This window comes from Hydrogenophaga sp. NH-16 (assembly GCF_004006415.1).
Lineage (GTDB): Bacteria > Pseudomonadota > Gammaproteobacteria > Burkholderiales > Burkholderiaceae_C > Hydrogenophaga > Hydrogenophaga pseudoflava.
On record NZ_CP029344.1, the window covers coordinates 656,655 to 682,296 of the forward strand.

Consider the following 25,642-nt stretch of genomic DNA (forward strand, 5'->3'; position numbering starts at 1 on the left):
GTCAGCGTGCCCAGTTCAGGACCATGGGGTTGAGGCGGCGCGCGATGTCGATCAGTCCGCGCCGCACCTCGGGGTGCATGGCGGGGAAGGGGTGGCGCCCGGCCTCGCAGGCGATCACGCCGCCTTCCTTCATCAGCGCTTTGGCGGTCAGGATGCCGCCCTGGCGGTTCTCGTGGTTGATCAGCGGCAGCCAGCGCTGGTAGAGCGCGAAGGCCTGGTCCGTGTCGCCGCTGCGGTGCGCCTCGATGATCGGGCGGATACCGTCGGGAAAGGCGCCGCCGGTCATGGCGCCGGTGGCGCCCGCGTCCAGATCGGCCAGCAGGGTGATGGCCTCTTCGCCGTCCCACGGCCCTTCGATGGCGTCGCCGCCCAGGCGGATCAGCTCGCGCAGCTTGCTGGCCGAGCCGGGCACCTCGATCTTGAAATAGGCCAGGTGTTCGATCTGCTCGGCCATGCGCGCGAGGAACGGCGCCGAGAGCACCGTGCCGCTGGCCGGCGCGTCCTGCACCATGATCGGGATGCCGATGGCGTCGGACACGCGGTCGTAGAACTCGAAGATCTGCGCCTCGGGCACGCGGAAGGTGGCGCCGTGGTAGGGCGGCATGATCATCACCATGGCCGCGCCCATGTCCTGCGCGCGGCGGCTGCGGGCCGCGCAGACGCTGGTGCCGTAGTGGGTGGTGGTCACGATCACCGGCACGCGGCCGGCCACGTGTTCCAGGCAGGTGCGCGTGAGGACTTCGCGCTCGTCGTCCGAAAGCGAGAACTGCTCGGAGAAATTGGCCAGGATGCACAGGCCGTCGACGCCGGCGTCGATCATGAAATCGAGGCAGCGCTTCTGGCTCGGCAGGTCGAGTTCGCCGGATTCGGTGAAGGTGGTGGGCACCACCGGGAAGATGCCGCGGTAGCGCGGCGTGCGGGCGGAAGCGGTCATGGTCTCTCTCAATGCGAATGGCGGGGCACCGCGGAACCGCGGCAGCCGACGAGGAATTCGAAGTCGCAGCCCTGGTCGGCTTGCAGCACGTGGTTGACGTAGAGGCGCTGGTAGCCGCCCTTCATCGCGTGTTCCGGCGGCGTGACCTGGGCCAGGCGGGCGGCCAGTTCCTCGTCGCTGATGTCCAGGTGCAGGCGGCCGGTGGTGCAGTCGAGCTCGATGAAGTCGCCGTCGCGCACGGCGGCCAGCGGGCCACCGGCGGCGGCCTCGGGTGCCACGTGCAGCACCACGGTGCCGTAGGCGGTGCCGCTCATGCGCGCGTCGGAGATGCGCACCATGTCCTTGATGCCCCGGCGCAGCAGCTTGGGCGGCAGGCCCATGTTGCCCACCTCGGCCATGCCGGGGTAGCCCCTGGGGCCGCAGTTCTTGAGCACCATCACGCAGGTCTCGTCGATGTCCAGGTCTTCGTCGACGATGCGTTCCTTGTAGTGCTCCAGGTTCTCGAACACCACGGCGCGGCCGCGGTGCTGCAGCAGGTGTGGCGAGGCGGCCGAGGGCTTGAGCACCGCCCCGCGCGGCGCCAGGTTGCCGCGCAGCACGCAGATGCCGCCGTCGGGCACCAGCGGGTTGTCCAGCGGGCGGATCACCTCGTCGTTGTACTGCGGCGCGTCGGCCACGTTCTCCCACAGGCTCTTGCCGTTGACGGTGAGCGCGTTCGGGTGGGGCAGCAGGTTGTTTTCACCGAGGCGGCGCAGCACGGCAGGCAGGCCACCGGCGTAGTAGAACTCCTCCATCAGGAAGCGGCCCGAGGGCTGCAGGTCGACCACGGTGGGCGTGCCCTTGCCGAGGCGCGTCCAGTCGTCCAGCTCCAGCTCCACGCCGATGCGCCCGGCGATCGCCTTGAGGTGGATCACCGCGTTGGTCGAGCCGCCGATGGCGGCGTTGGTGCGGATCGCGTTCTCGAAGGCCTCGCGCGTGAGGATCTTGGACAGGCGCAGGTCTTCGTGCGCCATCTCCACGATGCGCCGGCCCGACATGTGGGCCAGCACGTAGCGGCGCGCGTCCACGGCGGGGATGGCCGCGTTGTGCGGCAGCGAGGTTCCCAGCGCCTCGGCCATGCAGGCCATGGTCGACGCCGTGCCCATGGTGTTGCAGGTGCCGGCCGAGCGCGACATGCCGCCCTCGGCCGCGAGGAACTGGTGCATGTTGATCTCGCCGGCCTTGAGCGATTCGTGCAGCTGCCACACGGCCGTGCCCGAGCCGATGTTCTTGCCTTCGAGCTTGCCATTCAGCATGGGCCCGCCGGTGACCACGATGGCCGGCACGTCGCAGCTGGCCGCGCCCATCAGCAGCGCGGGTGTGGTCTTGTCGCAGCCCACCAGCAGCACCACCGCGTCGATGGGGTTGCCGCGAATCGCTTCCTCCACGTCCATCGACGCCAGGTTGCGCGTGAGCATGGCGGTGGGGCGCAGGTTGGACTCGCCGTTGGAGAACACCGGGAACTCGACCGGGTAGCCGCCCGCTTCGAGCACGCCCTTCTTGACGTGTTCGGCCAGCTTGCGGAAGTGCGCGTTGCAGGGCGTCAGTTCGGACCAGGTGTTGCAGATGCCGATGATGGGGCGGCCGTCGAACGCATGGTCGGGGATGCCCTGGTTCTTCATCCAGCTGCGGTACATGAAGCCGTTCTTGTCGGCGCTGCCGAACCATTCGGTGGAGCGCAGCTTGCGGGGTGTGTCGGACATGGTGGTGTGCGGTGGGTGGAGGTGTTAATGGGAGGCCGTGCCGGGGCGACGCACCATGAGGCGCTGCAGCAGGCAGAACAGGAACAGCAGCAGGCCGACGACGATGCGCGTCCACCAGGAGCTGAGCGTGCCGTCGAAGGTGATGAGGGTCTGGATCAGGCCCAGGGTAAGCACACCGAACAGCGTGCCGAAGACATAGCCCACGCCGCCGGTCAGCAGCGTGCCGCCGATGACCACGGCGGCGATGGCGTCCAGCTCCATGCCGACGGCGTGCAGGCCGTAGCCCGAGAGCGTGTAGAAGGTGAAGACCACGCCGCCCAGCGCCGCGCACAGGCCCGAGACCGCGTAGACGCCGACCAGGGTGCGCCGCACCGGCAGGCCCATCAGGATGGCCGAGTGTTCGCTGCCGCCGATGGCGTAGACCGTGCGGCCGAAGGTGCTGCTGTGGGCCGCGAACAGGGCCAGCGCCAGGCAGGCGATGGCGATCAGCGCACCCAGGCTGATCGAGGCGCCCTCGGCCAGTTCCAGCCGCCAGTAGGCCAGGTTCGAGTAGGCCTCGTTGCCGATGCTGATCGAGTCGATGCTGATCAGGTAGCACAGGCCGCGCGCCAGGAACATGCCCGCCAGCGTGACGATGAAGGGCTGCAACCGGAAGCGCTCGATCAGGAAGCCCATGAAGGCGCCGAAGGACACGCCCATCACCAGCACCACGCCGATGGCCGGCAGCGGCGACCAGCCGTGGTGCTCGATCAGGGTGGCCAGAACCATGGTCGAGAGCGCGACCACCGAACCCACCGAGAGGTCGATGCCGCCGCTGAGGATGACGAAGGTCATGCCCACCGCGACGATGAGCAGGAAGGCGTTGTCGATCAGCAGGTTCAGGAAAACCTGCGCCGAGAAAAAGCCGGTGTAGCTCAGCGAACCGGCCAGCCCCATCAGCAGGAACAGGCCCACCGTCGCGGCCAGCGGCAGGAAGCGCAGGTCCAGGCGGCCCAGGGTGCTCGGCGTGGCGCTCATGCGGCACCTCCAGGCAGCGAGGGGCGGCGGGCCAGCGCCCACACCTGGGCGCGGAACTCGGGCGACTGCAGCAGCATCACCACGAACACCACCGCGGCCTTGACCACCAGGTTGATCTCGGGCGGAACGCCCAGCGAGTAGATCGCGTAGGTGAGGGTCTGGATGATGAGGGCGCCGATCAGCGTGCCCAGCAGGCTGAAGCGGCCACCGGCCAGCGAGGTGCCGCCCAGGGTGACGGCCAGGATGGCGTCCAGCTCCATCAGCTGACCGGCGTTGTTGCCGTCGGCGCTCTTGACGTTGGAGCTGATCAGCAGGCCCGCCTCGCCGGCGCAGAAGCCGCAGAACACATAGGCGGCCAGGGTCAGCTGCCGCGCCCGGATGCCCGCCACGCGCGCCGCCGCCGGGTTGACGCCCACCGCCTGCACGAACACGCCCAGCGGCGTCTTGTAGAGCAGCCCGCCCAGCAGGGCCAGCACCCCGAGCCAGACGTAGAGCGAGAAGGGCAGGCCCAGCAGGTAACCACCCCCGATGAAGAAGAAAGGCTGGTAGTAGATGGTGATGATCTGGCCGTCGGTGATGAGCTGGGCGATGCCGCGGCCCGCCACCATCAGGATCAGCGTGGCGATGATGGGCTGCATGCCGATGCCGGCCACCAGCGCGCCGTTCCACAGTCCGCACAGCATGGCCACGGCCAGCGCACCGGTGACGGCCACACCCAGCGGCAGCCGCGTGGTGGCGCCGTCGACCGAGCCGCCGATCATCCAGGCGGCCACGGCGGCCGAGATCGCGACCACGGCGCCGACCGAGATGTCGATGCCGCGCATCGCGATCACCAGGGTCATGCCCAGCGAGACCAGGATCAGCGGCGCCGCGCGGTTGAGGATGTCGATCAGGCTGCCGTAGAGGTGGTCGTCGCGCCACTCGATGTGAAGGAAGCGCTCGTTGGCGACCACGTTGACCAGCAGCAGCAGGGCCAGCGTGACCAGCGGCCAGGTGAGGCGGTGGCCCAGCAGGGCATTTACACGAGAGGGGGTTTCAGACATGTTCGTCGGCAATCAGTTCGTACACGGCGTCTTCGCTGCTGCCCGCAGGCAGCTCGCCGATGGGGCGGCGGTCGCGCAGGACCAGGATGCGCTGCGACACCCGGACCACCTCGCTCATCTCGGACGAGATGAAGACCACCGCCATGCCCTGCGCGGCCAGGCGCAGGATCTGGTCCATGATTTCCTGCTTGGCCGCCACGTCGATGCCGCGTGTGGGCTCGTCCAGGATGAGCAGGCGCGGCGCGGTGGCCAGCCAGCGGGCGATCACCACCTTCTGCTGGTTGCCGCCCGAGAGCTGGCCCACCGGCGTCTCGGGGCCGGGCGTGCGGATGCCCAGCAGGGCGATGTAGCGATCGGCCATCTCGCGCTGCTCAGCCAGCGGCAGCGGGCGGCGCAGGCCGCGCATGGCCTGCAGGGCGATGGCGATGTTTTCGCGCACCGAGAGGTCGGCAAAGATGCCCTCGGTCTTGCGCTCTTCGGGGCACATGGCCAGGCCGCGCGCGATGGCGTCGACCGGGTTGGAAAAGCGCACCACCTCGCCGTCGATGCGCAGCATCCCCGCGTCGGGGCTGTCCAGGCCGAACAGCAGGCGTGCCAGCTCGGTGCGGCCCGCGCCCAGCAGGCCGGCGATGCCCAGCACCTCGCCGGGGCGGATCGCCAGGTCGGTGGGCTGGATGCTGCCGGCCCGCGCCAGACCCTCGGTCTGCAGCAGGGCCGGGGTGTCGCTGGCCGATGCTTCGCTGGCGGCGGCGGGCGCCGTGGCCGGGCCCATTTCGCGGCCCACCATGGCCTCGATCAAGGCCTGTGCCGGCAGTTCGCGGGTTGTCCATTCGCCGATCCAGCGGCCGTTGCGCAGCACGGTGATGCGGTCGGAGATGGCGTAGACCTGGTCCAGGAAGTGGGTGACGAACAGGATGGCCAGGCCTTCCTCGCGCAGGCGCCGCAGCACCTGGAACAGGCCCTTGACCTCGTCGTCGTCCAGGCTGGAGGTGGGTTCGTCCAGGATCAGCACGCGGGCGTCGATGCCCAGGGCGCGCGCAATCGCCACCAGCTGCTGGATGGCCACCGGGTAGTCCGAGAGGCGCCGCGTGACGTCGATGTCCAGCCCCACGCGCGCCAGCAGGCGGCGGGCACCTTCGCGCGTGGCGGCCCAGTCGATGCGTCGGCCCTGCCACGCCGGGTGGCGCGGGTAGCGGCCGGCGAAGATGTTCTCGGCCACCGTGAGGTTGGGGCAGAGGTTGACCTCCTGGTAGACCGTGCTGATGCCCTGCTGCTGCGCGTGCAGCGGCGACGCGGGCCAGCCCGTGTCGTTGCCCAGGCGCATCTGGCCGGCCACGGGTGTGACCACGCCGGTCAGCACCTTGATCAGGGTCGACTTGCCGGCACCGTTCTGGCCCATCAGCGCATGGACCTCGCCGGGGAACAGGCGCAGCTGGGCGTCCTGCAGCACGTGGACGCGCCCGAAGCGCATGCCCACGCCCGAGAGCTGCAGCACAGGAGAAGTGGTGGCGCTGCTCATGACTTGTTCTTGTTGTAGACGTCGACAAACACGGCGGCCAGCAGCACCAGACCCTTGATGACCTGCTGGTAGTCGATGCCGATGCCCATGATGGACATGCCGTTGTTCATCACGCCCATGATGAACGCGCCGATCACCGCGCCCATCACCTTGCCCACGCCGCCCGAGGCCGAGGCACCGCCGATGAAGCAGGCCGCGATCACGTCCAGCTCGAAACCCAGGCCGGCCTTGGGTGTGGCGGTGTTCAGGCGCGCGGCGAACACCAGGCCGGCCAGCGCGGCCAGCACGCCCATGGTGACGAAGGTGGCGAACGTCAGCCGCTCGGTCTTGATGCCCGAGAGCTTGGCCGCCTTTTCGTTGCCCCCCAGGGCGTAGATGCGGCGGCCCACGATGGTGCGCGCCGTGAGGAAGTCGAAGGCCACGATCAGCAGCGCCATCACCACCAGCACATTGGGCAGGCCCTTGTACGAGGCCAGCATGTAGCTGAAGAACACCAGCAGACCGGCGAACACGGCCAGTTTGAGCGCGAACAGGCCGAAGGGCTCGGTCTCGATGCCGTGCTTGAGTTGGTTGTTGCGCGCGCGCAGGCTGGACAGGGCCAGCAGCGCGGCGGCGGCGACGCCGATCAGCAGCGAGGTCAGGCGCAGGCTTTCGCCGCTGAACAGGTCCGGGATGAAGCCGGAGCTGAGCATCTGGAACTCCTCGGGGAAGGGTCCGATGGACTGGCCCTGCAGCAGCGCCAGCGCCAGGCCCTTGAACACCAGCATGCCGGCCAGGGTGACGATGAAGGAGGGGATGCGGAAGAAGGCCACGAACCAGCCCTGCGCACCGCCGATCACGCCACCGACCAGCAGGCACACCAGCGAGGCGGGCACGAAGTGCCACTCGTAGCTGACCATCAGCACGGCGGCCAGCGCCCCGATGAAGCCGCAGACCGAGCCCACCGAGAGGTCGATGTGGCCGGCCACGATGACCAGCAACATGCCCAGCGCCATGATGACGATGTAGCTGTTCTGCAGCACCAGGTTGGTCAGGTTCAGCGGCTGCATCAGCGTGCCGTCGGTCATGACCTGGAAGAAGGCCATGATCGCGACCAGCGAGATCAGCATGCCGTACTCGCGGAAGTTGTGCTTGAGGAAGTCCAGCACGGGGCGGCTGTCGGACGGCGCCGCAAGGGCCGCGGGGGAGTGTTGTTGTTCCATGGGGTTCAGTGGCTGGTCACGATGGCGCGCATGATCTTTTCCTGGGAGGCCTCGGCGACCGGCATCTCGGCGACGAAGCGGCCTTCGTTCATCACGTAGATGCGGTCGGACAGGCCCAGCAGCTCGGGCATTTCGGAAGAGATCACGATCACGCACTTGCCCTCGGCCGCCAGCTGGGCGATGAGGGTGTAGATCTCGTACTTGGCGCCCACGTCGATGCCGCGCGTGGGCTCGTCGAGGATGAGCACCTCGGGTTCGGTGAAGAGCCATTTGCTCAGCACCACCTTCTGCTGGTTGCCGCCGGAGAGGTTGACCGTCTTCTGGCCCACGCCCGAGCAGCGGATGCGCAGCTTCTCGCGGTAGCCCTGGGCCACGCTGTACTCGCGGCCATCGTCGATGACGCCGGCGCGCGAGACGGCCTCCAGGCGGGCGAGCGATGTGTTGAACTGGATGTCCTCGGCCAGCACCAGGCCGTTGCCCTTGCGGTCTTCGGTCACGTAGGCCAGGCCGTGCGCGACCGCCTTGCCGACGGTGCTCACGTCGATGGGCTGGCCGTGCAGCCGCACCTCGCCGCTGATGCGCTGGCCCCAGGCGCGGCCGAACACGCTCATGGCGAACTCGGTGCGGCCGGCGCCCATGAGGCCGGCGATGCCGACGATCTCGCCGCGCCGCACCTGCAGGTTCACGCCCTTGATGACTTCGCGGTCGGCGTGCTGCGGGTGGTGCACGCGCCAGTCGCACACCTCGAACACGGTCTCGCCGATGTCGGGCGTGCGGCGCGGGTAGCGGTCGGCCATCTCGCGGCCCACCATGCCGCGGATCACGCGGTCTTCGCTGACGGGCGCGCCCTGGCAGTCGATGGTCTCCACCGTGCTGCCATCGCGCAGGATGGTCACCGAGTCGGCCACGCGGGCGATCTCGTTGAGCTTGTGGGAAATCAGGATGCAGGTGATGCCCTGGGCCTTGAGTTCGAGCAGCAGGTCCAGCAGGGCCTGGCTGTCGTTTTCGTTCAGGCTGGCGGTGGGCTCGTCCAGGATCAGCAGCCTGACCTGCTTGGACAGCGCCTTGGCGATCTCCACCAGCTGCTGCTTGCCCACGCCCAGATCGGTGATGCGGGTCGAGGGCGACTCTCTCAGGCCCACCTTGCGCAGCAGCTCCTGCGTCTGGCGGTGCGCGGCCATCCAGTCGATCACGCCACGGTGCGCGATCTCGTTGCCCAGGAACACGTTCTCGGTGATCGACAGCAGCGGCACCAGGGCCAGCTCCTGGTGAATGATGATGATGCCCAGCTGCTCGCTGTCGTGGATGCCTCCGAAGTGGCGCTCCTGGCCGTCGAACAGGATCTGGCCGGTGTAGCTGCCCGAGGGGTAGACGCCCGAGAGCACTTTCATGAGCGTGGACTTGCCGGCGCCGTTTTCGCCCACCAGGGCATGGATTTCGCCGGCGCGCACGCGCAGATTGACCTGGTTGAGCGCGACCACGCCGGGGAAGGTCTTGCGGATGGACCGCATTTCCAGAAGGGTTTGCAAGGCAGATTCCTCGGTACACAGGGGGCCGGGAGCCCTGTCGGTCAGGCTCCCGGCAGCAGACCACTCACTTGAGCTGCGATTCCTTGTAGTAGCCGCTGTCCACCAGCACCTTCTTCCAGTTGCTCGCGTCGACCGGCACCGGCTTGAGCAGGTAGCTGGGCACCACCTTCACGCCGTTGTTGTAGGTCTTGGTGTCGTTGATCTCGGGCTGCTTGCCCGTGAGCGTCGCGTCCACCATGTTGGCCGTGACCTTGGCCAGCTCGCGCGTGTCCTTGAAGATGGTCGAGTACTGCTCGCCCTTCAGGATGGACTTGACCGAGGGGATCTCGGCGTCCTGGCCGCTGACGACGGGGCAGGGCTGTTGCGCCGTGCAGTAGCCCACGCCCTTGAGCGAGGACAGGATGCCGATGGACAGGCCGTCGTACGGGCTCAGCACCGCGTGCACCTTGTCCTTGCCGTAGAAGGCCGAGAGCAGGTTGTCCATGCGGGCCTGGGCCACGGCGCCGTCCCAGCGCAGCGTGCCGACCTTGTCCATGCCCATTTGCTTGCTGCGCACCACCAGCTTGCCGCTGTCGATGTAGGGTTTGAGCACGCTCATGGCGCCGTCGTAGAAGAAGAAGGCGTTGTTGTCGTCGGGCGAGCCGCCGAACAGCTCGATGTTGAACGGGCCCTTGCCCTGCTTGAGGCCGAGCTTGTCGACGATGGAGGTGGCCTGCTGCACGCCGACCTGGAAGTTGTCGAAGGTGGCGTAGTAGTCGACGTTCTTGCTGCCCTTGATCAGGCGGTCGTAGGCGATGACCTTGACGCCCTTGTCGGCCGCGTTCTGCAGCGCCTTGGACAGCGTGGTGCCGTCGATGGAGGCGATCACCAGCACCTTCACGCCCTTGGTGATCATGTTCTCGATCTGCGCCAGCTGGTTCGGGATGTCGTCCTCGGCGTACTGCAGGTCGGTCTTGTAGCCGCGGTCCTTGAGGACCTTGACCATGTTGTCGCCGTCGGCAATCCAGCGCGCGGACGACTTGGTGGGCATGGAGATGCCGATGGTGCCTTTGTCCTGCGCGAAGGCGCCGGTGGTGAAGGCCGCGGCGGCCAGCGCGACGGCGCAAAGCACGTGGCGGCGGTTGGGGATGTTCAAGTGGGTCTCCTCGGGGGTGGTGCCGCGCGGTCGTCCGCGCGGCGGTTTGGTTGTTGTGGGTGCCGCGGGTGCGGCGGGAATCAGGTCAGTACTTGCGCTTGGGGAACTCGGCGGCGGCGGTCTCCATGGGGAAGATGCCTTCTTCGGTCACGATGCGGCGCGGCAGCGTCTTGCCGGCCTTGAGGTCCTTGACGGCCTGCATCAGCTGTGGGCCGAGCAGCGGGCTGCATTCGACGCTGACGTTGAGCTTGCCGGCGATCATGGCCTCGAAGGCGCCCTTCACCGCATCGATCGAGATGATCACGATGTCCTTGGCGGGCTTCATGCCGGCTTCCTCGATGGCCTGGATCGCGCCGATGGCCATGTCGTCGTTGTGCGCGTAGAGCACGTTGATCTTCTTGCCCTCGGCCTTCAGGAAGGCTTCCATCACTTCCTTGCCCTTGGCGCGGGTGAAGTCGCCGGTCTGGCTGCGGATGATCTTGAACTTCGGATCGGCCTTGATGATTTCCTCGAAGCCCTTCTTGCGGTCGATGGCCGGCGCCGAACCCACGGTGCCCTGCAGCTCGACGATGTTGACCTCGCCCTTCTGGTCCTTCATCTTCTCGACCAGCCAGCGACCGGCCTTGCGGCCTTCTTCCACGAAGTCCGAACCCATGAAGCTCACCCACAGCGACTCGTCCTTTTCGTTGACGGCGCGGTCGGTCAGGATCACCGGGATCTTGGCGGCCTTGGCCTCGCGCAGCACTGCGCCCCAGCCGCTTTCCACCACCGGCGAGAAGGCGATCACGTCGACCTTCTGGGCGATGAAGGAGCGGATGGCCTTGATCTGGTTCTCCTGCTTCTGCTGGGCGTCGGCGAACTTCAGCTCGATGCCGGCCTCCTTGGCCGAGGACTTGATCGACTCGGAGTTGGCGGTGCGCCACTCCGACTCGGCCCCGATCTGGCTGAAGCCCAGCACGATGGGCTTCTGCGCGAAGGCACCACCCGGCAGCATCAGGGCCACGGGGGCGGCGGCCAGCGCGGTCACCAGGGTGCGGCGTTGCAGTTGTTTCATGTTGTCTGTCTCCTGTCTCTGGTTGGTTGAAGCTAAAGGTCAGGCCAGCATGTAACTGGTCTTGACGGTGGTATAGAACTCCGCCGCGTAGCGGCCTTGTTCCCGGGATCCGTGGCTGGAGTCCTTGCGTCCGCCGAACGGAACATGGAAATCCACGCCGGCGGTCGGCAGGTTCACCATGGTCATGCCCACCTGCGCGTGGCGACGGAAGTGCGTCGCGTGCTTGAGCGAGGTGGTGCAGAGGCCGGCACACAGACCGAACGGCGTGTCGTTCGCCAGTTCGAGCGCGTGCCCGTAGTCGTCGGCCCGCAGCACGCAGGCGATGGGACCGAAGATCTCTTCGCGGGCGATGCGGTGCCCGGGTTCGGCCAGCCACAGCGCAGGGCTCATGTAGTGGCCGGGGGTCTCGCGCTCCAGGCGCTCGCCGCCAAAGACGTGCTCGGCGCCTTCGTCCGCGCCGATGGCCATGTAGGACAGGTTCTGCTCCAGCTGGGCGCCGTCGACCACCGGGCCCATCTCGGTGCCGCGGGTGAGGGCGTGGCCCACCTTCAGCGCGGCCAGGCGCTGGGTCAGCCGGGCGACGAAGGCGTCATGCACCGGCGCCTCCACGATCAGGCGGCTGGACGCGGTGCAGCGCTGGCCGGTGGAGAAGTACGAGCCCTGCAGCGCGCAGTCCACCGCCTGGTCCAGGTCGGCGTCGGCCAGCACCACCAGCGGGTTCTTGCCGCCCATCTCCAGCTGCACCTTGGCCTGCCGCGCGGCGGTGGCGGTGAGGATGCGGCGCCCGGTGGACACCGAGCCCGTGAAGCTGATGGCGTTGACCCGCGGGTGCTCCACCAGGGTCTGGCCGACCTCGCGGCCGCTGCCCATGATGAGGTTGAAGGTGCCGGCGGGCAGGCCGCAGCGGCTGAGGATTTCGGCCAGCGCCCAGCCGCAGGTGGGCACCAGCTCGGCCGGCTTGAACACCACGGTGTTGCCGTAGGCCAAGGCCGGCGCGATCTTCCAGGCGGGGATGGCGAAGGGAAAGTTCCAGGGCGCGATCACCGCGACCACGCCGACCGGCTCGCGGGTGATGTCGACCTGCACCCCGGGTCGCACCGAGGCCAGGGTCTCGCCGCCGATGCGCAGCGCCTCGCCGGCGAAGAACTTGAAGATGTTGCCGGCCCGCGCGACCTCGGCGATGGCCTCGGGCAAGGTCTTGCCTTCCTCGCGCGCCAGCAGCTCGCCCAGCTCGTCCTTGCGCGCCAGCAGCTCGCTGCCGGCCAGGTCCAGCGCGTCGGCGCGGCGCTGCGGGGTGCTCAGGCTCCACTGCGGCAGGGCGTCGGCCGCGGCGGCGATCGCCAGTTCGGTCTGGTTGCGGTCGGCGCGGGCGAACTCGGCCACCACCTCCCGCGTGTCCGAGGGGTTGACGCTGATGCCGGTGGTGGCACCGCTGACCCAGCGGCCATTGATCAGGTGCCGCGGCTGGTGCCGGATCTCGCCGAGTTTCATGTGCTTGCTGATGCCCAGTGGTGACGTTGGCCGGCAGTCTAGAAGCGTTTTTAATATCAATCCAATCGTTTTTCAGACAAAATTGATATCTTTCTTGGCATTCTCGAAAACCCCTGATGAGCAACTACAACCACTGGTTCATCCGCGCCCGGCTCAAGACGCGCCAGCTGCTGCTGCTGGTGGCCCTGGCCGAGGAGGGCAACATCCACCGCGCGGCCCAGGTGCTGAGCATGACCCAGCCGGCGGCGTCCAAGCTGCTCAAGGACCTGGAGGAGGTGCTGGGCGTGCCGCTGTTCGAGCGCCTGCCCCGGGGCATGAGCCCGACCTGGTACGGCGAGACCATGATCCGCCACGCACGCATGGCGCTGGCCAGCCTGAACCAGGCGCACGATGAGCTGTTGGCGCTGAAGACCGGCCACTTCGGCCAGGTCGGCATCGGCGCCATCACCTCGCCCGGCCTGAGCCTGCTGCCGCCGGCGGTGGCCCTGGTCAAGCAGGAGCATCCCAATCTGCGGATTTCGCTGGAGATCGAGACCAGCCCGGTGCTGCTGGACCATCTGGAGCAGGGCAAGCTGGACATCGTGGTGGGGCGCCTGTTCGCCGAACACGACAAGGGCAACCTGGCCTACGAGCCGCTGACCGGGGAGCTGGTGTCTGCCGTGACGCGCCCGGGGCATCCGCTGATGGGGGTGAGCAACCTGGGCCTGCGCGACGTGCACGGCGCGGGCTGGATCGTGCCGCCGGCCGGCAGCGTGCTGCGCCACCGCTTCGACCTGATGTTCCAGCAGGAGGGGCTGAGCCCGCCGATCAACACCATCGAGACCTCGGCCCTGCTGTTCATGACGCGCATGCTGCAGCAGAGCGACATGGTGGGCGTGGTGGCGAGCGAGGTGGCGAACTACTACGCCTCGCACGGGCTGCTGAGCGTGCTGCCCATGGACATGCCCTGCCACATGGACGCCTTCGGCCTCATCACCCGCACCGACCGCCTGCTCTCGCCCGGCGCCAAGGTGATGATGAAGGCGCTCAAGCAGACGTGCCTGACGCAATATGGCATCAGGCTGTCAGCCTGATGCACCCCCTGCGCCGCTTCGCGTCTTCCCCCTCTCTCGCCTTCGGCGGGAGGGGGACGGCACCTGAGGCCCGGCGGAGCCGGTTCCTCGGTGCCCCTGGAAGGGGGCATCGCTTCAGGTCCAGCCGCCGTCGACGACGAACTCCTGTGCGGTACACATCGCCGAATCGTCGGCCGCCAGGAACAGCACCATGCTGGCCACGTGGTCCGGCCGCAGCTGGTCGGGCAGGCACTGGTTGCGCGCGATCTCCTGCTCGCCCGCGGCGTCCAGCCACAGCCGCACCTGCCGCTCGGTCATCACCCAGCCCGGCGTGATGGTGTTGACGCGGATGTGGTCCTTGCCCAGCGAGGCGGCCAGCCCGCGGGTGAGCCCGTTCACCGACGACTTGGCGATGGCGTAGCAGGGGTAGTCCGGGTTCTTGGTCTGCCAGCCGATGGAGCCGAAGTTGATCACCGAGCCGCCGCCCAGGCGGCGCATGCCGGGCACCACCGACTGCACCGCGAACAGGGCGGGGCGCTGGTTGATGGCCATGCGCTCGTCGAAGTAGGCGGGCGTGAGGTCTTCCAGGCGGTGGCGGTCGTCGCTGGCCACGTTGTTGACCAGCACGCCGAAGTCGCCCAGGGCGGCCGCCGCGTCCGCAATGGCGGCCTGCAGCGCTGCGATGTCCTTGACGTCGACCGCGCGCCACCAGGGGTGGGCGTGCCCCTCGTCGGCCAGTTGCTGCGAGAGCGCTTCGGCGGCGGACGCCGCCACATCGACAAAGGCGACCTGGGCGCCCTGGCGGGCCAGGGCCGCCACGACCGCCGCACCGATGCCGGTGGCGCCGCCGGTGACGAACACCCGGCGGTCCTGCAGGCTGGGGTAGCGGGCGGCCTGCGGGTGGGCGGCGGGGACGTCGGGGTTGCTGGTGGGTGACATATATAAATAGATATCTGAAAAATCAAAATTGCAATCAAACAGTTATCAATCTGAACGCATAATGCGCCGAACGTCAAGCCCCGCCCCCTGGAGACACCATGCCGCGCCTGCCTTCCGTACCCGCCCACCGCGAGCCCTTCCAGGTGACCGACGAGGTGCGCTGCCTCTGGCCGGCGGCGGCGGTGCTGGGCGAGGGCGGGCTCTGGTCGGTGACCCGGCGGTGCCTGTTCTGGGTCGACATCCTCTCGCGCCACATCCACCGGCTCGATCCCGCCACCGGCGCGCGGCAGAGCTGGACCTTTGACGAGGAGGTGTCCGCGCTGGCCGAGCGCCGCACCGGCGAGGGCCTGGCGATCGCGTTGCGCCGGGGGCCGGCGTTCTGGAACCCCGACCAGCCGGGCCAGCCGCCGCGCTACCTGTGCAAGCCCGAACCCGAACGCAGCGACAACCGCTTCAACGACGCCCGCTGCGACGCCGCAGGGCGCTGGTGGATGGGCAGCATGGACTTCGGTTGCGCGCTGCCCACCGGCTCGCTCTACCGCGTCGGGGCCGACGGCGCCTGGGCGCGCATGGACGAAGGCTTCGCCGTCACAAATGGCCCGACCTGGATCGCCCAGGGCCGGACCATGCTGTTCAACGACACCGTCAACGGCCAGGTGCTGGCCTACGACAGCGATCCCGACACCGGCGAGATCGGCGGGCGCCGCCTCTGGCTGCAGTTCGCGCCGGAGGACGGCGTGCCCGATGGCATGACCACCGATGCGCTGGGGCGGGTGTGGATCTGCCACTGGGGCGGCGGCTGCGTCACCTGCCACGACCCCGACACCGCCCAGGAACTGGCCCGGGTGCGCCTGCCGGTGAGCCAGGTGACCTCGTGTACCTTCGGCGGGCCGGACCTCTCGACCCTGTTCATCACCTCCGCGCGCTTCAGCCTGGACGAGGCGGCGCTGGCCCGCGAGCCGCTGGCCGGTGGCCTGTTTGCCGTGCGGCCGGGTGTGGCGGGCCTTCCCGCGTCGCCCTTCGCCGGCTGATCTTCAACACACCCACCACAGGAGCAGACCATGGGCGAACAGAGTTTTGGCGGTGTGCACTGGATCGAGCAGCACGCGCAGCGGCTGGCGGTGATGCCCGGTGCCGGCGGCGGTGTTGTGGCCTGGCAGTGGGTGCGCGATGGTGAGCCGGTCGACCTCTGGCGGGCGTGGGACGGCCGCACCCCGCGCATGCAGGCGCTGGCCAGCTACCCGCTGCTGCCCTGGTCCAACCGCATCAGCGGCGGCGGCTTCGAGCACGCCGGGCGCTTCCATGCGCTGGCCCCCAACACGCCCGACGACCCGTACCCGATCCACGGCGACGGCTGGCTGCAGCCCTGGCAGCTGACCCGTTCCAGCGAAGACGACGGTGTGCAGATGCAGCTGCGCAGCGCGGGCTACGGCGGCAGCCCGTACCACTACGAGGCCAGCCAGTCGTTCACCCTGGTCGACGGGGGCATGGTGCAGTCGCTGAGCGTGACCAACCGGGGCGAACATCCGCTGCCCTTCGGCCTGGCCCAGCACCCCTGGTTCACGCGCACGCCCGCGTGCCGCCTGAGCGCCCGCGTCGATGGCGTGTGGCTGGCCCGGCCCGACAAGATCCCGACCGGCTACACCACCGACTTCCCCGAAGGCTGGAACCTGGGCCAGGGCGCGCTGGTGGACCGCCTCGTGATCGACAACGGGTTCGGTGGCTGGGACGGCGAGGCGCTGATCGAATGGCCCGAGCGCGACCTGGCGCTGCGCATGCACAGCACGCTGACGCTGCCCGACGGTTCGCAGGCGCGCCCGGACTGCCTGCTCTACGCGCCGGCCGAACCGCCGGTGTTCTGCTTCGAGCCGATCAGCCACCCCATCGACGCCGCGCATTTGCCCGGCCAGCCCGGCTGGACCGAGGTGGCGCCAGGCCAGTCCATGGCACTGGTGGTGGCGTGGCGCTTCAGCACGTCACCGGCAGACCGGTCCGCAGCGACTGCGTGATCGCCTGGCCGATGCGCGTGGCCTCGGTGAGCCTCAGCGGTGCTAGGCGCTCACCGCCCGCAACGCGTTATTGCACACGGCTGAGGTGCGTGCCCATGCCCACCTGCCGCGTGCCGGCGGTGCTGATGACTCCGGTGGTGGTCTCGTGGCCGTGCGACATGGTGCGGCTGGCATAGAACACCACGCGCTGCCCGCCCTCGACTACCCCAACGTGATGGCAGGGCCGAACCGCTTCTGGGGCTTCAAGAACGACCCGGCGCACGAATGGCTGTTGACGTAGGGAGCGTGCTCTCCCCCCTGCGCCGCTGACGCGGCTTCCCCCTCTCTGGCGCGCCTGCGGGGCGGGGAGGGGGGAACGGCATCTGCGGCCCGGCAAAGCCGGTTCCGCGATACCCCTGGAGTGCAGACACGCACTCCGTCGAGGTGTCAGGCCAGTTCATGGCGATCGGCTGCCGCGTAAAGGTCTTGCGCGAACGCCGGATCGCTCTTGGCCACGTCGTCGGCCATGGCGCGCAGCTGCTCGGCTTCTTCGAAGCGGGTCAGGGGGCGGGCCGTCTTGGCCGTGCGCGAGTCGAACCAGCCGGCGAACATTTCGCGGACGGTGCTCAGAAAGTGGGCGGAATGGGAAAAGGTTGCAGTGCTCATGACACGCTCCTGATGACAACAGCGGATTTGCTGCACTGCAGTATAGGGTAAACCCTAGGTTTTGTGTCGTGATGTATGTCCGGTGTTTTGGGGAGCGCTCTCCAGATCGCCGAACCCGTCCGCCAGCGCCTCGCGCAGGAAGTTCACCAGCGCCGACACCGCCAGCGGCACGTGGGCCGAATATGGGCGGATCGCGTAGAGCCGGTCGGCGAACGAGCCCACCGGCGTCCAGCCGGGCAGCACCTCCACCAGCTTGCCGGCTTTCAGGGCCGCCTGCGCGCTGAAGTCCGGCAGCAGCGCGATGCCCAGCCCGTCCAGGGCCGCGTCGCGCAGCGCCTCGCTGTTGTTGGCGGCCAGCGAGCCGCGCACCTGCACCGTCACGCGCTCGCCCAGGCGAGCATCGCGCGGCTCCAGCGTCCAGGCCGGGTTGTCCTGCGAACGCGGGTAGTGCAGGCAGTTGTGCTCCACCAGGTCCGAGGGGTGCCGGGGCGTGCCGTGGCGGCGAAGGTAGGTGCGGCTGGCCACCAGAACCGAGCGCGTGGCGCAGAGCGTCCAGGCGACGTGGGTGTCGGGCGGGTGGGCGGTGTGGCGGATCGCGAGGTCGAAGCCCTCGGTGGCCAGCGAGGACAGCCGGTCCGACAGGTTCAGCTCGATGCGGACCTCCGGGTGCTGGCGCAGGAACTCGACCAGCCGCGGCACCAGCTGTTGCCGCGCCAGCGCCACCGGCGCCGTCAGCCGCACCAGACCCCGCGGCGCGCCGGCCAGGTCGCGCACCTGGGCCACGCTCTGCGCGATCTGCTCGAAAGCCGGGCGTGCCTGGTCGGCCAGGCGCTGGCCGGCCTCGGTCAGGCGCACGCTGCGCGTCGTGCGCTGCACCAGGGCCACGCCCGCCAGCCGCTCCAGCTCGGCGATGCGCTGGCTCATGGCCGCCTTGCTCACACCCAGCCGCGCGGCAGCGGCCGTGTAGCTGCCCTGCTGGTCCAGCACGGTGAGCCAGTGCACGTGGCCCCACAGCTCATGGATCTTCTGTTCGTTCATGGCCCGATTGTTCACCAATGTGAACAATCAATTCAAGGTTTCGGTCTTGTATCGACGAGGTCCGGTTCCTAGACTGCGGGCATTCATCCACCGGAGACACATTCATGAACGCACGCCACCCCGCCGTCACCGACATTCCGCACTACGTCGCGGGCGCCCGCTTCGCCGGCAGCGCCACGCGCAGCCAGACCGTGACCAACCCCGCCACCGGCGCCGTCACCGGCCAGGTGCCGCTGGCCAACGCCGCGGACGTGGATGCCGCGGTGGCCGCCGCGCAGGCCGCGTTCCCCGCCTGGTCCGACACGCCGCCGATCCGCCGCGCCCGCGTGATGTTCAAGTTCCTGGAGCTGGTCAACCAGCACAAGGACGAGCTGGCCCACGCCATCACCGCCGAACACGGCAAGGTCTTCACCGACGCGCAGGGCGAAGTGGCCCGCGGCATCGACATCATCGAGTTCGCCTGTGGCATCCCGCAGCTGCTCAAGGGCGACTTCACCGACCAGGTCTCCACCGGCATGGACAACTGGACCATCCGCCAGCCCCTGGGCGTGGTGGCCGGCATCACGCCGTTCAACTTCCCGGTCATGGTGCCCATGTGGATGTTCCCGGTGGCGATTGCCGCTGGCAACACCTTCGTGCTCAAGCCCAGCCCGACCGATCCGACCCCGTCGCTGTTGATCGCCGACCTGCTCAAGCAGGCCGGTCTGCCCGATGGTGTGTTCAACGTCGTGCACGGTGACAAGGAGGCCGTGGACGCGCTGCTGGTGCACCCGGACGTGAAGGCCATCAGCTTCGTCGGCTCCACCCCCATCGCCAACTACATCTACGAAACCGGCGCCCACCACGGCAAGCGCGTGCAGGCCCTGGGCGGCGCGAAGAACCACATGGTGGTGATGCCCGACGCCGACCTGGACCAGGCGGTGGACGCCCTGGTCGGCGCGGCCTACGGCTCGGCCGGCGAGCGCTGCATGGCCATCAGCGTGGCGGTTCTGGTGGGCGACGTGGCCGAGAAGATCATGCCCAAGCTGATCGAGCGCACGAAGACGCTGAAGGTGCTCAACGGCACCAACCTGGCCGCCGAGATGGGCCCCATCGTCACCGCCGCCGCGCATGCCCGCATCAGCGGCTACATCGACGCCGGCGCTGCCGAAGGCGCGCAGCTGCTGGTCGATGGCCGCGGCTTCGATGCGAAGCTGGCCGGTGAGGGCTGCGAGGGCGGCTTCTGGATGGGCGGCACGCTGTTCGACCACGTGACGACCGACATGAAGATCTACAAGGAAGAGATCTTCGGCCCGGTGCTCAGCTGCGTGCGCGTGGCCGACTTCGGCGAAGCCGTGCAGCTCATCAACGACCACGAGTTCGGCAACGGCACGAGCTGCTTCACCCGCGACGGCAACGTGGCGCGCGAATTCGCGCGCCGCATCCAGGTGGGCATGGTGGGCATCAACGTGCCGATCCCGGTGCCGATGGCGTGGCAGGGCTTTGGTGGCTGGAAGAAGAGCCTGTTTGGCGACATGCACGCCTATGGCGAAGAGGGCGTGCGCTTCTACACCAAGCAGAAGTCGATCATGCAGCGCTGGCCCGAGAGCATTGGCAAGGGTGCCGAGTTCGTGATGCCGACGGCCAAGTAATCTTTTTCGACTGTCTGGATGGCCTCGTTGCGCTTTGGCGTGGCGAGGCTTTTTCTTTGGCTGCTTCTGTGGCGGGTCTGGGCTGGGGCGGAGGGCTGCGCTCATGTCCCCCCGGACCGGGCTTTGCCCGGTCCTCCTCCTTTACTTCGCTTCGCCCTCCATCCCAGCTCAGACCTGGATTCGCGTCGGAGCGCCCATCGGGGATCGCGTGCTTGTCGAGCCTTCTCGGTATGGCGGGTCAGGGTCTCGTTTCGACCCTGAGGGGACATTCGCTGTCCTGATCTCGCCACCTTGAAGCTGCCGGCTGAACGCCCCTCCAGGCAAGTCGGTGCAAGCCGCAGCGGCACTGCCACGATCTTTACTTGCCGTGTGCGCGGGTTGATGCACTGCCGGCGGCGGGGCTGTGCATCCTGGCGTCAGACGCGGTACTTCTTGAACCAGTCGCCCGCCAGCTTTTGCGCGTAGGTGGCGGCAGCCTTGTCGTAGGTGGGCCGGTAATCGGCGTTGAAGCCGTGGTCGACGTTTGGGAACACCACGATCTCCGAGCCGCTGCCGCCCTGGTTGATCAGGCCGCGCATCTTGGCGATGGTCTCCTGCTTGACGAAGGCGTCGATGCCGGATTACAGGCCCAGCACCGGCACCCTGATCTCGTCGGCGAAGTCGATCGGGTCCTGCGGGCGCAGCTCGGGCGTCTTCAGGCCTTCGAGCAGGCCGTCGTACGCCACGGCGGCGTTCAGGTTGCCGTTGTGGCGGGCGTAGACCCAGGCCGTGCGGCCGCCCCGGGAGTAGCCCACTAGGCCGGTGCGCTTGGCGTCGGCGTGGCCGCTGGCGCGTGCAAAGCCAAGGGTGGCGTCGAGGTCGGCGCAGACCTGGGCGTCGGGCACCTTGGACACCGCCTGCGACAGGATGGCCGGGATGTCGGTCATCCTCGACACATCGCCCTGGCGGGCGAACATCTCGGGCGCGATGGCGAAGTCACCCATCTTGGCGTAGCGGCGGCACATGTCCTTGATGTGCTCGTGCACGCCGAAGATCTCCTGCACCACCAGCATCACCGGGAACTTGCCGGGGCCAGCCGGCATCGCCCGGTCAGCCGGGAGAATGTGGGTTTCCGCTTGGGCTGCTGCGCAGTCGAGTCAGGACGAAGCCTGTGTCGGTGCGGCGGTGCGTGCGGTGATGGGTGCGACTTATCAGCCCGGCAACTTCGCCGCCAGCAGATCGATTTTCTCGATGACTGGCGGCGTGCTCAGCAGCGCAGCGGCGTTGGCCATCAATGCGGCGGCGATGGCGCCTTGCAGGTGAGCCTCGCGCCCGGCCTCGTCGGCAAAGGCGTCAAACACGCCGAAGGTCGAGGGGCCGAACTTCAAGGCGAACCAGGCGGTGGTGCCCGACTCCGCGTTGGCGAGCGGCAGCGCGCCGGCCAGGAATTCGGCAACCGCGGCCTCCTGGCCGGGTTTGGCTTCGAGACGGACGAACAGGGCGAACTTGGTCATGGCGTGATCCTTGGTCTTTACGGGTGGGTGTTTCAGGGAGCCCGCAGCTTAAGCGGTGTCGGCAATTTCCACGAGGGGCAGGAAAGACAATATTGATATCATTTCTGCCATGCGAATTCACCTGCTTGTCTTGGATGGCGTGTTCGACCTGGGCTTGGCGGCCCTGACCGACACACTCAGCACGGCCAACGCACTGGCGGGCTCGCTCGAACAGCCGCCAGCGCCTATCGAGGTCACGCTGGTCGGCGTGCAGCGCCGCGTGCGCACGGCGCAAGGTCTGACAGTGCCCGTGGTGCCCGTGCACGGTGTGCAGAACCCCGACGTCGTGCTCATGCCCGCGCTTGGCGCCAAGATGCCGGACACGCTCGCGGCGCGGCTGGCATGTGCGGACGTGGCCGACGCGGTCGTCGCGTTGCAGCAGTGGTCCGGCGCCGGAGCGGCGGTCGGTGCCGCCTGCACCGGCACCTTCTTGCTGGCGGAGAGCGCGCTGCTCGACGGTCAACGCGCCACGACCTCATGGTGGCTGGCGCCGATGTTCCGGCAGCGCTATCCGCGCGTGCTGCTCGATGATTCCCGCATGCTCGTGAACTCGGCCGGCTTCACCACGGCCGGTGCCGCCTTGGCCCACCTTGATCTGGCGTTGAGCATCGTGCGCAGCTGCAGCCCGACGCTGGCGGCGCTGGCGGCGCGTTACCTGCTGGTCGAGGCACGCGGCTCGCAAGCGGAGTTCGTGATCCCCGATCACCTTGCCCACGCCGACCCGGTAGTCGAGCGCTTCGAAAGCTGGGCCCGCCAGCGGCTCGCGCACGGGTTCTCTCTTGCACAAGCGGCCGTCGCAACAGGGACCAGCGAGCGCACCTTGGCGCGACGCCTGCAGGGCGTGTTGGGTAGGTCACCACTGTCGTATTTCCAGGATCTGCGCGTCGAGCGTGCTGTTCATCTGCTGCGCACCAGCACCGACAGCGTCGACCAGATCGCCGCGCAGATCGGCTACTCCGACGGCGTGACCCTGCGCGCCTTGTTGCGACGCAAGCTGGGCCGCGGCGTGCGGGAGTTGCGCGCCGGCGGCTGATCGGATTTGCACTGGGCCGCACGCCGGAGCATTGAACCGCCCAGGAGCAGTCATCTCCCAATGCCTGCTCCTGGCCGAAACAGGTCAATCCGAAAGGTGAATGACCGCCGCCACGCGCGCCAACCCCCGGACCGGCGCGCCGGGGTGTCCTGCAGAGCGAAGTAAAGGAGGAGACGGCCGCAGGCCGTCGGGGGACATGAGCGGCGCAGGGCGCCCCGGTGCACCGGTCCAGCGAGCGAGGCGCCGCGCGGCGGCGCACGGGGCCCTGCCCAACGGGACAGGGGTCGACTGCGGGCGGTCTGGTGGGCGGGAGGCAGCGCCGAAGACCCTCAAGGTTCGGGAAGCTTCGACAGCTCCAGGCAGATGTCCTCTTTCAGGCGCAGCAAATGGGGGGCGAGGGTCCTGATCCAGCGCTCGGGTTGTTCCTGCGTGGACATGCTGACGTTGATGACGCAGATGCCTTCGGAAGAAGGGAACGCGGTGGCCAGCGCCAGGACCTCAGGTTGCCAGCTGGCCCAGCAGTAGCCCTTGGACTTCATGTGGTCCGTCGACGTTTCGATGGCCCGTCTGATCTCGGGCCAGTGCCGGCCATTGCGCTTCCTGAAGATGGGTTCGAGCAGCGCGTAGCGTTCGTCGGGCACCGTGGCCAGGTACGCCCGGCCCAGTGAGGTGAGTTCCATGGGCACGCGCTGGCCGGACACGACATTGCGCAAAGCAACGCGGCGGTTGTAGCGGATCGACTCCAGGTAGACCATCTCGTCCCGGTCGGGGTAGGCCAGGCCGACGTTGATGCGTTCGCGCTCGGCCAGGGCGCGCATGCGCGGGGCGGCGATGGCCAGCACCTGCGAGCCCGATCGCATCGCATGCCCGAGGCTGAGCACCAGCGGCGCCAGCCGGTAGGCGCGGCGGGCGCGGTCCTGCTGCAGCAGGCCGGCCGCGACCAGGGTCTGGGTGAGGCGGCTCACCGTGGAGTTGGACAGGCCGGTGCGCTCCGCGATCTCGCTGTTGCCCAGCAGGTCCGACCCCGGCCGGAAGGCGCGCAGGATGTCGGCGCCGCGCAGCAGGGAGCGGTTCGCGGCCGATCGGCCGGGGTGTTCTTCGAGCGGGTTCATGGCGTGCCTTTCGAGGGTTTGCCCAGGTGTCTGGGCAGCATTTCACTCGTTCACAAGGTCATTCTAAATTCCACTGATTGGAATTGAGAGGGTCTCAAAGAGGCCATGCACCCATAAGCTCAGGACTCGCCCAACCGGTCGATGCGGCGCCGAACCAGAGGCAGCTCCCGACCCCTTTCCACCCAGGAGACACCCCATGAAGTTCTTTCCCATTTCCCTGCGAAGCGTCGCCAGCGGCCTGTGCCTGAGTCTGGCGGCGTTCGCCGGTGCGGCCCATGCCGAGTACCCGGCGGACAAGCCGGTGCGCATCGTCGTGCCCTTCGCCCCCGGCGGTGGCACCGACCTGATCGCCCGCACCCTCGGCCTGGGCATGTCGCAGGCGCTGGGCCAGACGGTGATCGTCGAAAACAAGCCCGGTGCCGGCACGGTGATCGGCACCGACCTGGTGGCCAAGAGCGCACCGGACGGCTACACCCTGGTGATCGCCACCATGGCGCACGCCGTGAACCCCAGCCTGCTCTCCAAGCTGCCCTACAACAACGACACCGCGTTCGCGCCGGTGAGCCTGGTTGGCCGGGGCCCGAACGTGCTGGTGGTGCGCACGGAAAGCCCGTACAAGTCGGTGAAGGACGTGCTGGACGCGGTGAAGTCGGGCAAGAAGCTGACCTACGCTTCCCAGGGCAACGGCACCTCGGCCCACCTGGCCGGTGAAATGTTCGTCAACCTCACCAAGGCCGACCTGCTGCACATCCCCTACCGCGGTGCGGGCCCGGCCATGAACGACCTGCTCGGTGGCCAGGTGGACCTGTTCTTCGGCACCGCCGCCGCGGTGTCCAGCATGGTGGAACAGGGCAAGCTGCGCGCCCTGGCGGTGACCACGCCCGAGCCATCGCCCGCCTTCAAGGGGGTGCCCACCGTGGCCGCCACGGTGCCGGGCTACTCGGTGGAGAGCTGGTACGGCTTCTTCGTCCCCGCCGGCACGCCGGCCCCCGTGATCGCCAAGCTCAATGCCGCCATCAAGAAGGCCGCGCAAAGCCCCGAGTTCGTGAAGAAGGTGGAGCACGAAGGCCTGGTCGTCAACGCGTCCGATCCCGCGGAGTTCGACCGCTATGTGAAGACCGAAGAGGCGCGCTGGAGAAAGATCGTCAAGGAAAACAACATCAAGGCCGACTGAGCCGCGGATGCCCGACATGGACTACTCACTGATCGAACTGACCGTGAGCGAAGGCATTGCCACGCTCACCCTCAACCGCCCCGACAAGCGCAACGCCATGAGCGACGGCATGCGCTCGGAATTCATCCACGCACTGGAGTCGGTGACCGCCGACAAGGCGATCCGCGCCCTGGTGCTCACCGGTGCCGGCAAGGGCTTCTGCGCCGGGGGCGACATTGCGGGCATGCAAAAGCGCATGAACGCCCCGGCCGGCGAGGTGGGGTTCAACGGCTGGCACCGCCAGCAGCGCGTGCACCACACGCAGGCCCTGCTGCACACCTGCCCCAAGCCGGTGATTGCGGCCGTGAACGGCGCGGCCTCGGGCCTGGGGGCCGACACCGCGCTGGCCTGCGACTTCATCATCGCCAGCGAGTGGGCGAGCTTCGCCTGGTCCTATGTGCTGCGCGGCATCATCCCGGACGGCGGCGGCATGTACTTCCTGCCGCGCCGTGTGGGCCTGGCCAGGGCCAAGGAACTCATCTTCACCGGCCGGCGGGTCTTGGTGGACGAGGCGCTGGCGCTGGGCATCGTGGACCGCAAGACCGGCACCGACACCCTGCTGGCCGACGCGCAGGCCTGGGCCGCCGAGCTGAGCCAGGCCTCCGGCACGGCCATCGCGCTGACCAAGACCATCCTCAACCAGAGCTTCGAGCTGAGCTCGCACGACGTGTTCGCCCAGGGCAGCCAGGCGCAGGGCATCTGCTACACCAGCAGCGAGCACCGCGCTTCGGTGGAAGCGTTTCTGGCCAAGGCCGCCGGCAAGGAGTGAAGA

22 protein-coding genes and 2 pseudogenes are annotated in these 25,642 nt (G+C 68.3%); 8 read left to right on the forward strand and 16 right to left on the reverse strand.

Translation table 11 applies throughout. From position 1 onward, the window contains the following. Nucleotide 1 precedes the first annotated feature (1 nt). From DD542_RS03165 to DD542_RS03210, 10 genes are all read right to left on the reverse strand, one after another. The gene (locus tag DD542_RS03165) at nucleotides 2-934 is read right to left on the reverse strand and encodes a dihydrodipicolinate synthase family protein (RefSeq protein ID WP_127803744.1); all 933 of its coding nucleotides are present in this window, start codon (nucleotides 932-934) and stop codon (nucleotides 2-4) included. An 8-nt stretch (nucleotides 935-942) separates the two neighbouring features. Next, nucleotides 943-2,676, reverse strand: a complete 1,734-nt coding sequence (locus tag DD542_RS03170) for an IlvD/Edd family dehydratase (protein WP_127803747.1) — start codon at nucleotides 2,674-2,676, stop codon at nucleotides 943-945. A gap of 24 nt (nucleotides 2,677-2,700) precedes the next feature. Then, nucleotides 2,701-3,693 (reverse strand): galactofuranose ABC transporter, permease protein YjfF, encoded by a 993-nt coding sequence (gene yjfF, locus DD542_RS03175; RefSeq protein WP_127803749.1) that lies wholly within the window; start codon nucleotides 3,691-3,693, stop codon nucleotides 2,701-2,703. Then, the gene (locus DD542_RS03180; RefSeq protein WP_127803751.1) at nucleotides 3,690-4,736 is read right to left on the reverse strand and encodes an ABC transporter permease; all 1,047 of its coding nucleotides are present in this window, start codon (nucleotides 4,734-4,736) and stop codon (nucleotides 3,690-3,692) included. The genes yjfF and DD542_RS03180 overlap by 4 nt, the downstream gene beginning before the upstream one ends. After that, nucleotides 4,729-6,255 (reverse strand): sugar ABC transporter ATP-binding protein, encoded by a 1,527-nt coding sequence (locus DD542_RS03185; protein WP_127803753.1) that lies wholly within the window; start codon nucleotides 6,253-6,255, stop codon nucleotides 4,729-4,731. The genes DD542_RS03180 and DD542_RS03185 overlap by 8 nt, the downstream gene beginning before the upstream one ends. Beyond that, nucleotides 6,252-7,457: a multiple monosaccharide ABC transporter permease gene (mmsB, locus tag DD542_RS03190; protein WP_127803755.1), complete on the reverse strand. Its 1,206-nt coding sequence runs from the start codon at nucleotides 7,455-7,457 to the stop codon at nucleotides 6,252-6,254. The genes DD542_RS03185 and mmsB overlap by 4 nt, the downstream gene beginning before the upstream one ends. A 5-nt stretch (nucleotides 7,458-7,462) precedes the next feature. Then, nucleotides 7,463-8,968 (reverse strand): multiple monosaccharide ABC transporter ATP-binding protein, encoded by a 1,506-nt coding sequence (mmsA, locus tag DD542_RS03195; RefSeq protein WP_127807265.1) that lies wholly within the window; start codon nucleotides 8,966-8,968, stop codon nucleotides 7,463-7,465. Nucleotides 8,969-9,050: 82 nt separating this feature from the next. Further along, nucleotides 9,051-10,097, reverse strand: coding sequence for a multiple monosaccharide ABC transporter substrate-binding protein (chvE, locus tag DD542_RS03200; protein ID WP_241559767.1), 1,047 nt, complete (start codon nucleotides 10,095-10,097; stop codon nucleotides 9,051-9,053). Nucleotides 10,098-10,206: 109 nt separating this feature from the next. Beyond that, entirely contained in the window at nucleotides 10,207-11,175 is a 969-nt protein-coding gene (locus DD542_RS03205) for an ABC transporter substrate-binding protein (RefSeq protein ID WP_066150787.1), read from the reverse strand. A gap of 39 nt (nucleotides 11,176-11,214) precedes the next feature. Further along, complete coding sequence (locus tag DD542_RS03210) at nucleotides 11,215-12,666, reverse strand: aldehyde dehydrogenase family protein (RefSeq protein WP_127803760.1); 1,452 nt, start codon at nucleotides 12,664-12,666, stop codon at nucleotides 11,215-11,217. 116 nt (nucleotides 12,667-12,782) lie between these two features. Here DD542_RS03210 and DD542_RS03215 point away from each other — a divergent pair, with 116 nt between their 5' ends. After that, the gene (locus tag DD542_RS03215; protein ID WP_127803762.1) at nucleotides 12,783-13,739 is read left to right on the forward strand and encodes a LysR substrate-binding domain-containing protein; all 957 of its coding nucleotides are present in this window, start codon (nucleotides 12,783-12,785) and stop codon (nucleotides 13,737-13,739) included. Nucleotides 13,740-13,853: 114 nt separating this feature from the next. On the opposite strand, the gene DD542_RS03220 is transcribed toward DD542_RS03215, so the two are convergent. Next, on the reverse strand, nucleotides 13,854-14,657 hold the full coding sequence (locus DD542_RS03220) for an SDR family oxidoreductase (protein WP_127803765.1): 804 nt from the start codon (nucleotides 14,655-14,657) through the stop codon (nucleotides 13,854-13,856). A 98-nt stretch (nucleotides 14,658-14,755) separates the two neighbouring features. On the opposite strand from DD542_RS03220, the gene DD542_RS03225 reads away from it, so the two are divergent. From DD542_RS03225 to DD542_RS03235, 3 genes and pseudogenes are all read left to right on the forward strand, one after another. Further along, nucleotides 14,756-15,688 (forward strand): SMP-30/gluconolactonase/LRE family protein, encoded by a 933-nt coding sequence (locus tag DD542_RS03225; RefSeq protein ID WP_127803767.1) that lies wholly within the window; start codon nucleotides 14,756-14,758, stop codon nucleotides 15,686-15,688. 30 nt (nucleotides 15,689-15,718) lie between these two features. Continuing rightward, entirely contained in the window at nucleotides 15,719-16,666 is a 948-nt protein-coding gene (locus tag DD542_RS03230) for an aldose 1-epimerase (protein ID WP_127803769.1), read from the forward strand. Nucleotides 16,667-16,862: 196 nt separating this feature from the next. Further along, a pseudogene (locus DD542_RS03235) lies at nucleotides 16,863-16,946 on the forward strand (5-deoxy-glucuronate isomerase); the annotation flags it as partial. Between the two features lie 146 nt (nucleotides 16,947-17,092). Here DD542_RS03235 and DD542_RS03240 read toward each other — a convergent pair. Beyond that, nucleotides 17,093-17,311 carry a hypothetical protein gene (locus DD542_RS03240; RefSeq protein ID WP_127803771.1) on the reverse strand — a complete coding sequence of 73 codons (219 nt, stop codon included), beginning with the start codon at nucleotides 17,309-17,311 and terminating at the stop codon, nucleotides 17,093-17,095. Between the two features lie 54 nt (nucleotides 17,312-17,365). Further along, nucleotides 17,366-18,349: a LysR family transcriptional regulator gene (locus DD542_RS03245; RefSeq protein ID WP_127803773.1), complete on the reverse strand. Its 984-nt coding sequence runs from the start codon at nucleotides 18,347-18,349 to the stop codon at nucleotides 17,366-17,368. A 104-nt stretch (nucleotides 18,350-18,453) separates the two neighbouring features. On the opposite strand from DD542_RS03245, the gene DD542_RS03250 reads away from it, so the two are divergent. Next, nucleotides 18,454-19,980, forward strand: coding sequence for a CoA-acylating methylmalonate-semialdehyde dehydrogenase (locus DD542_RS03250; protein WP_127803775.1), 1,527 nt, complete (start codon nucleotides 18,454-18,456; stop codon nucleotides 19,978-19,980). 416 nt (nucleotides 19,981-20,396) lie between these two features. Here DD542_RS03250 and DD542_RS03255 read toward each other — a convergent pair. Together DD542_RS03255 and DD542_RS03260 are read right to left on the reverse strand one after the other, a co-directional pair. After that, nucleotides 20,397-21,062: pseudogene (locus DD542_RS03255) on the reverse strand (dienelactone hydrolase family protein). Nucleotides 21,063-21,170: 108 nt separating this feature from the next. Continuing rightward, on the reverse strand, nucleotides 21,171-21,473 hold the full coding sequence (locus DD542_RS03260) for an antibiotic biosynthesis monooxygenase (RefSeq protein ID WP_079365998.1): 303 nt from the start codon (nucleotides 21,471-21,473) through the stop codon (nucleotides 21,171-21,173). 109 nt (nucleotides 21,474-21,582) lie between these two features. Here DD542_RS03260 and DD542_RS03265 point away from each other — a divergent pair, with 109 nt between their 5' ends. After that, a complete protein-coding gene (locus DD542_RS03265) occupies nucleotides 21,583-22,545 on the forward strand; it encodes a helix-turn-helix domain-containing protein (RefSeq protein WP_079365999.1) in 963 nt (320 codons plus the stop codon). A 329-nt stretch (nucleotides 22,546-22,874) separates the two neighbouring features. Here the strand turns inward: DD542_RS03265 and DD542_RS03270 are convergent, their stop codons facing one another. Beyond that, on the reverse strand, nucleotides 22,875-23,657 hold the full coding sequence (locus DD542_RS03270) for an IclR family transcriptional regulator (RefSeq protein ID WP_127803777.1): 783 nt from the start codon (nucleotides 23,655-23,657) through the stop codon (nucleotides 22,875-22,877). A 196-nt stretch (nucleotides 23,658-23,853) separates the two neighbouring features. Between DD542_RS03270 and DD542_RS03275 the strand changes: the two genes are divergently transcribed. Together DD542_RS03275 and DD542_RS03280 are read left to right on the forward strand one after the other, a co-directional pair. After that, nucleotides 23,854-24,831 carry a tripartite tricarboxylate transporter substrate binding protein gene (locus tag DD542_RS03275; RefSeq protein ID WP_127803779.1) on the forward strand — a complete coding sequence of 326 codons (978 nt, stop codon included), beginning with the start codon at nucleotides 23,854-23,856 and terminating at the stop codon, nucleotides 24,829-24,831. A gap of 16 nt (nucleotides 24,832-24,847) precedes the next feature. After that, complete coding sequence (locus DD542_RS03280) at nucleotides 24,848-25,639, forward strand: enoyl-CoA hydratase/isomerase family protein (protein ID WP_127803781.1); 792 nt, start codon at nucleotides 24,848-24,850, stop codon at nucleotides 25,637-25,639. The last annotated feature ends 3 nt before the right edge of the window (nucleotides 25,640-25,642 follow it).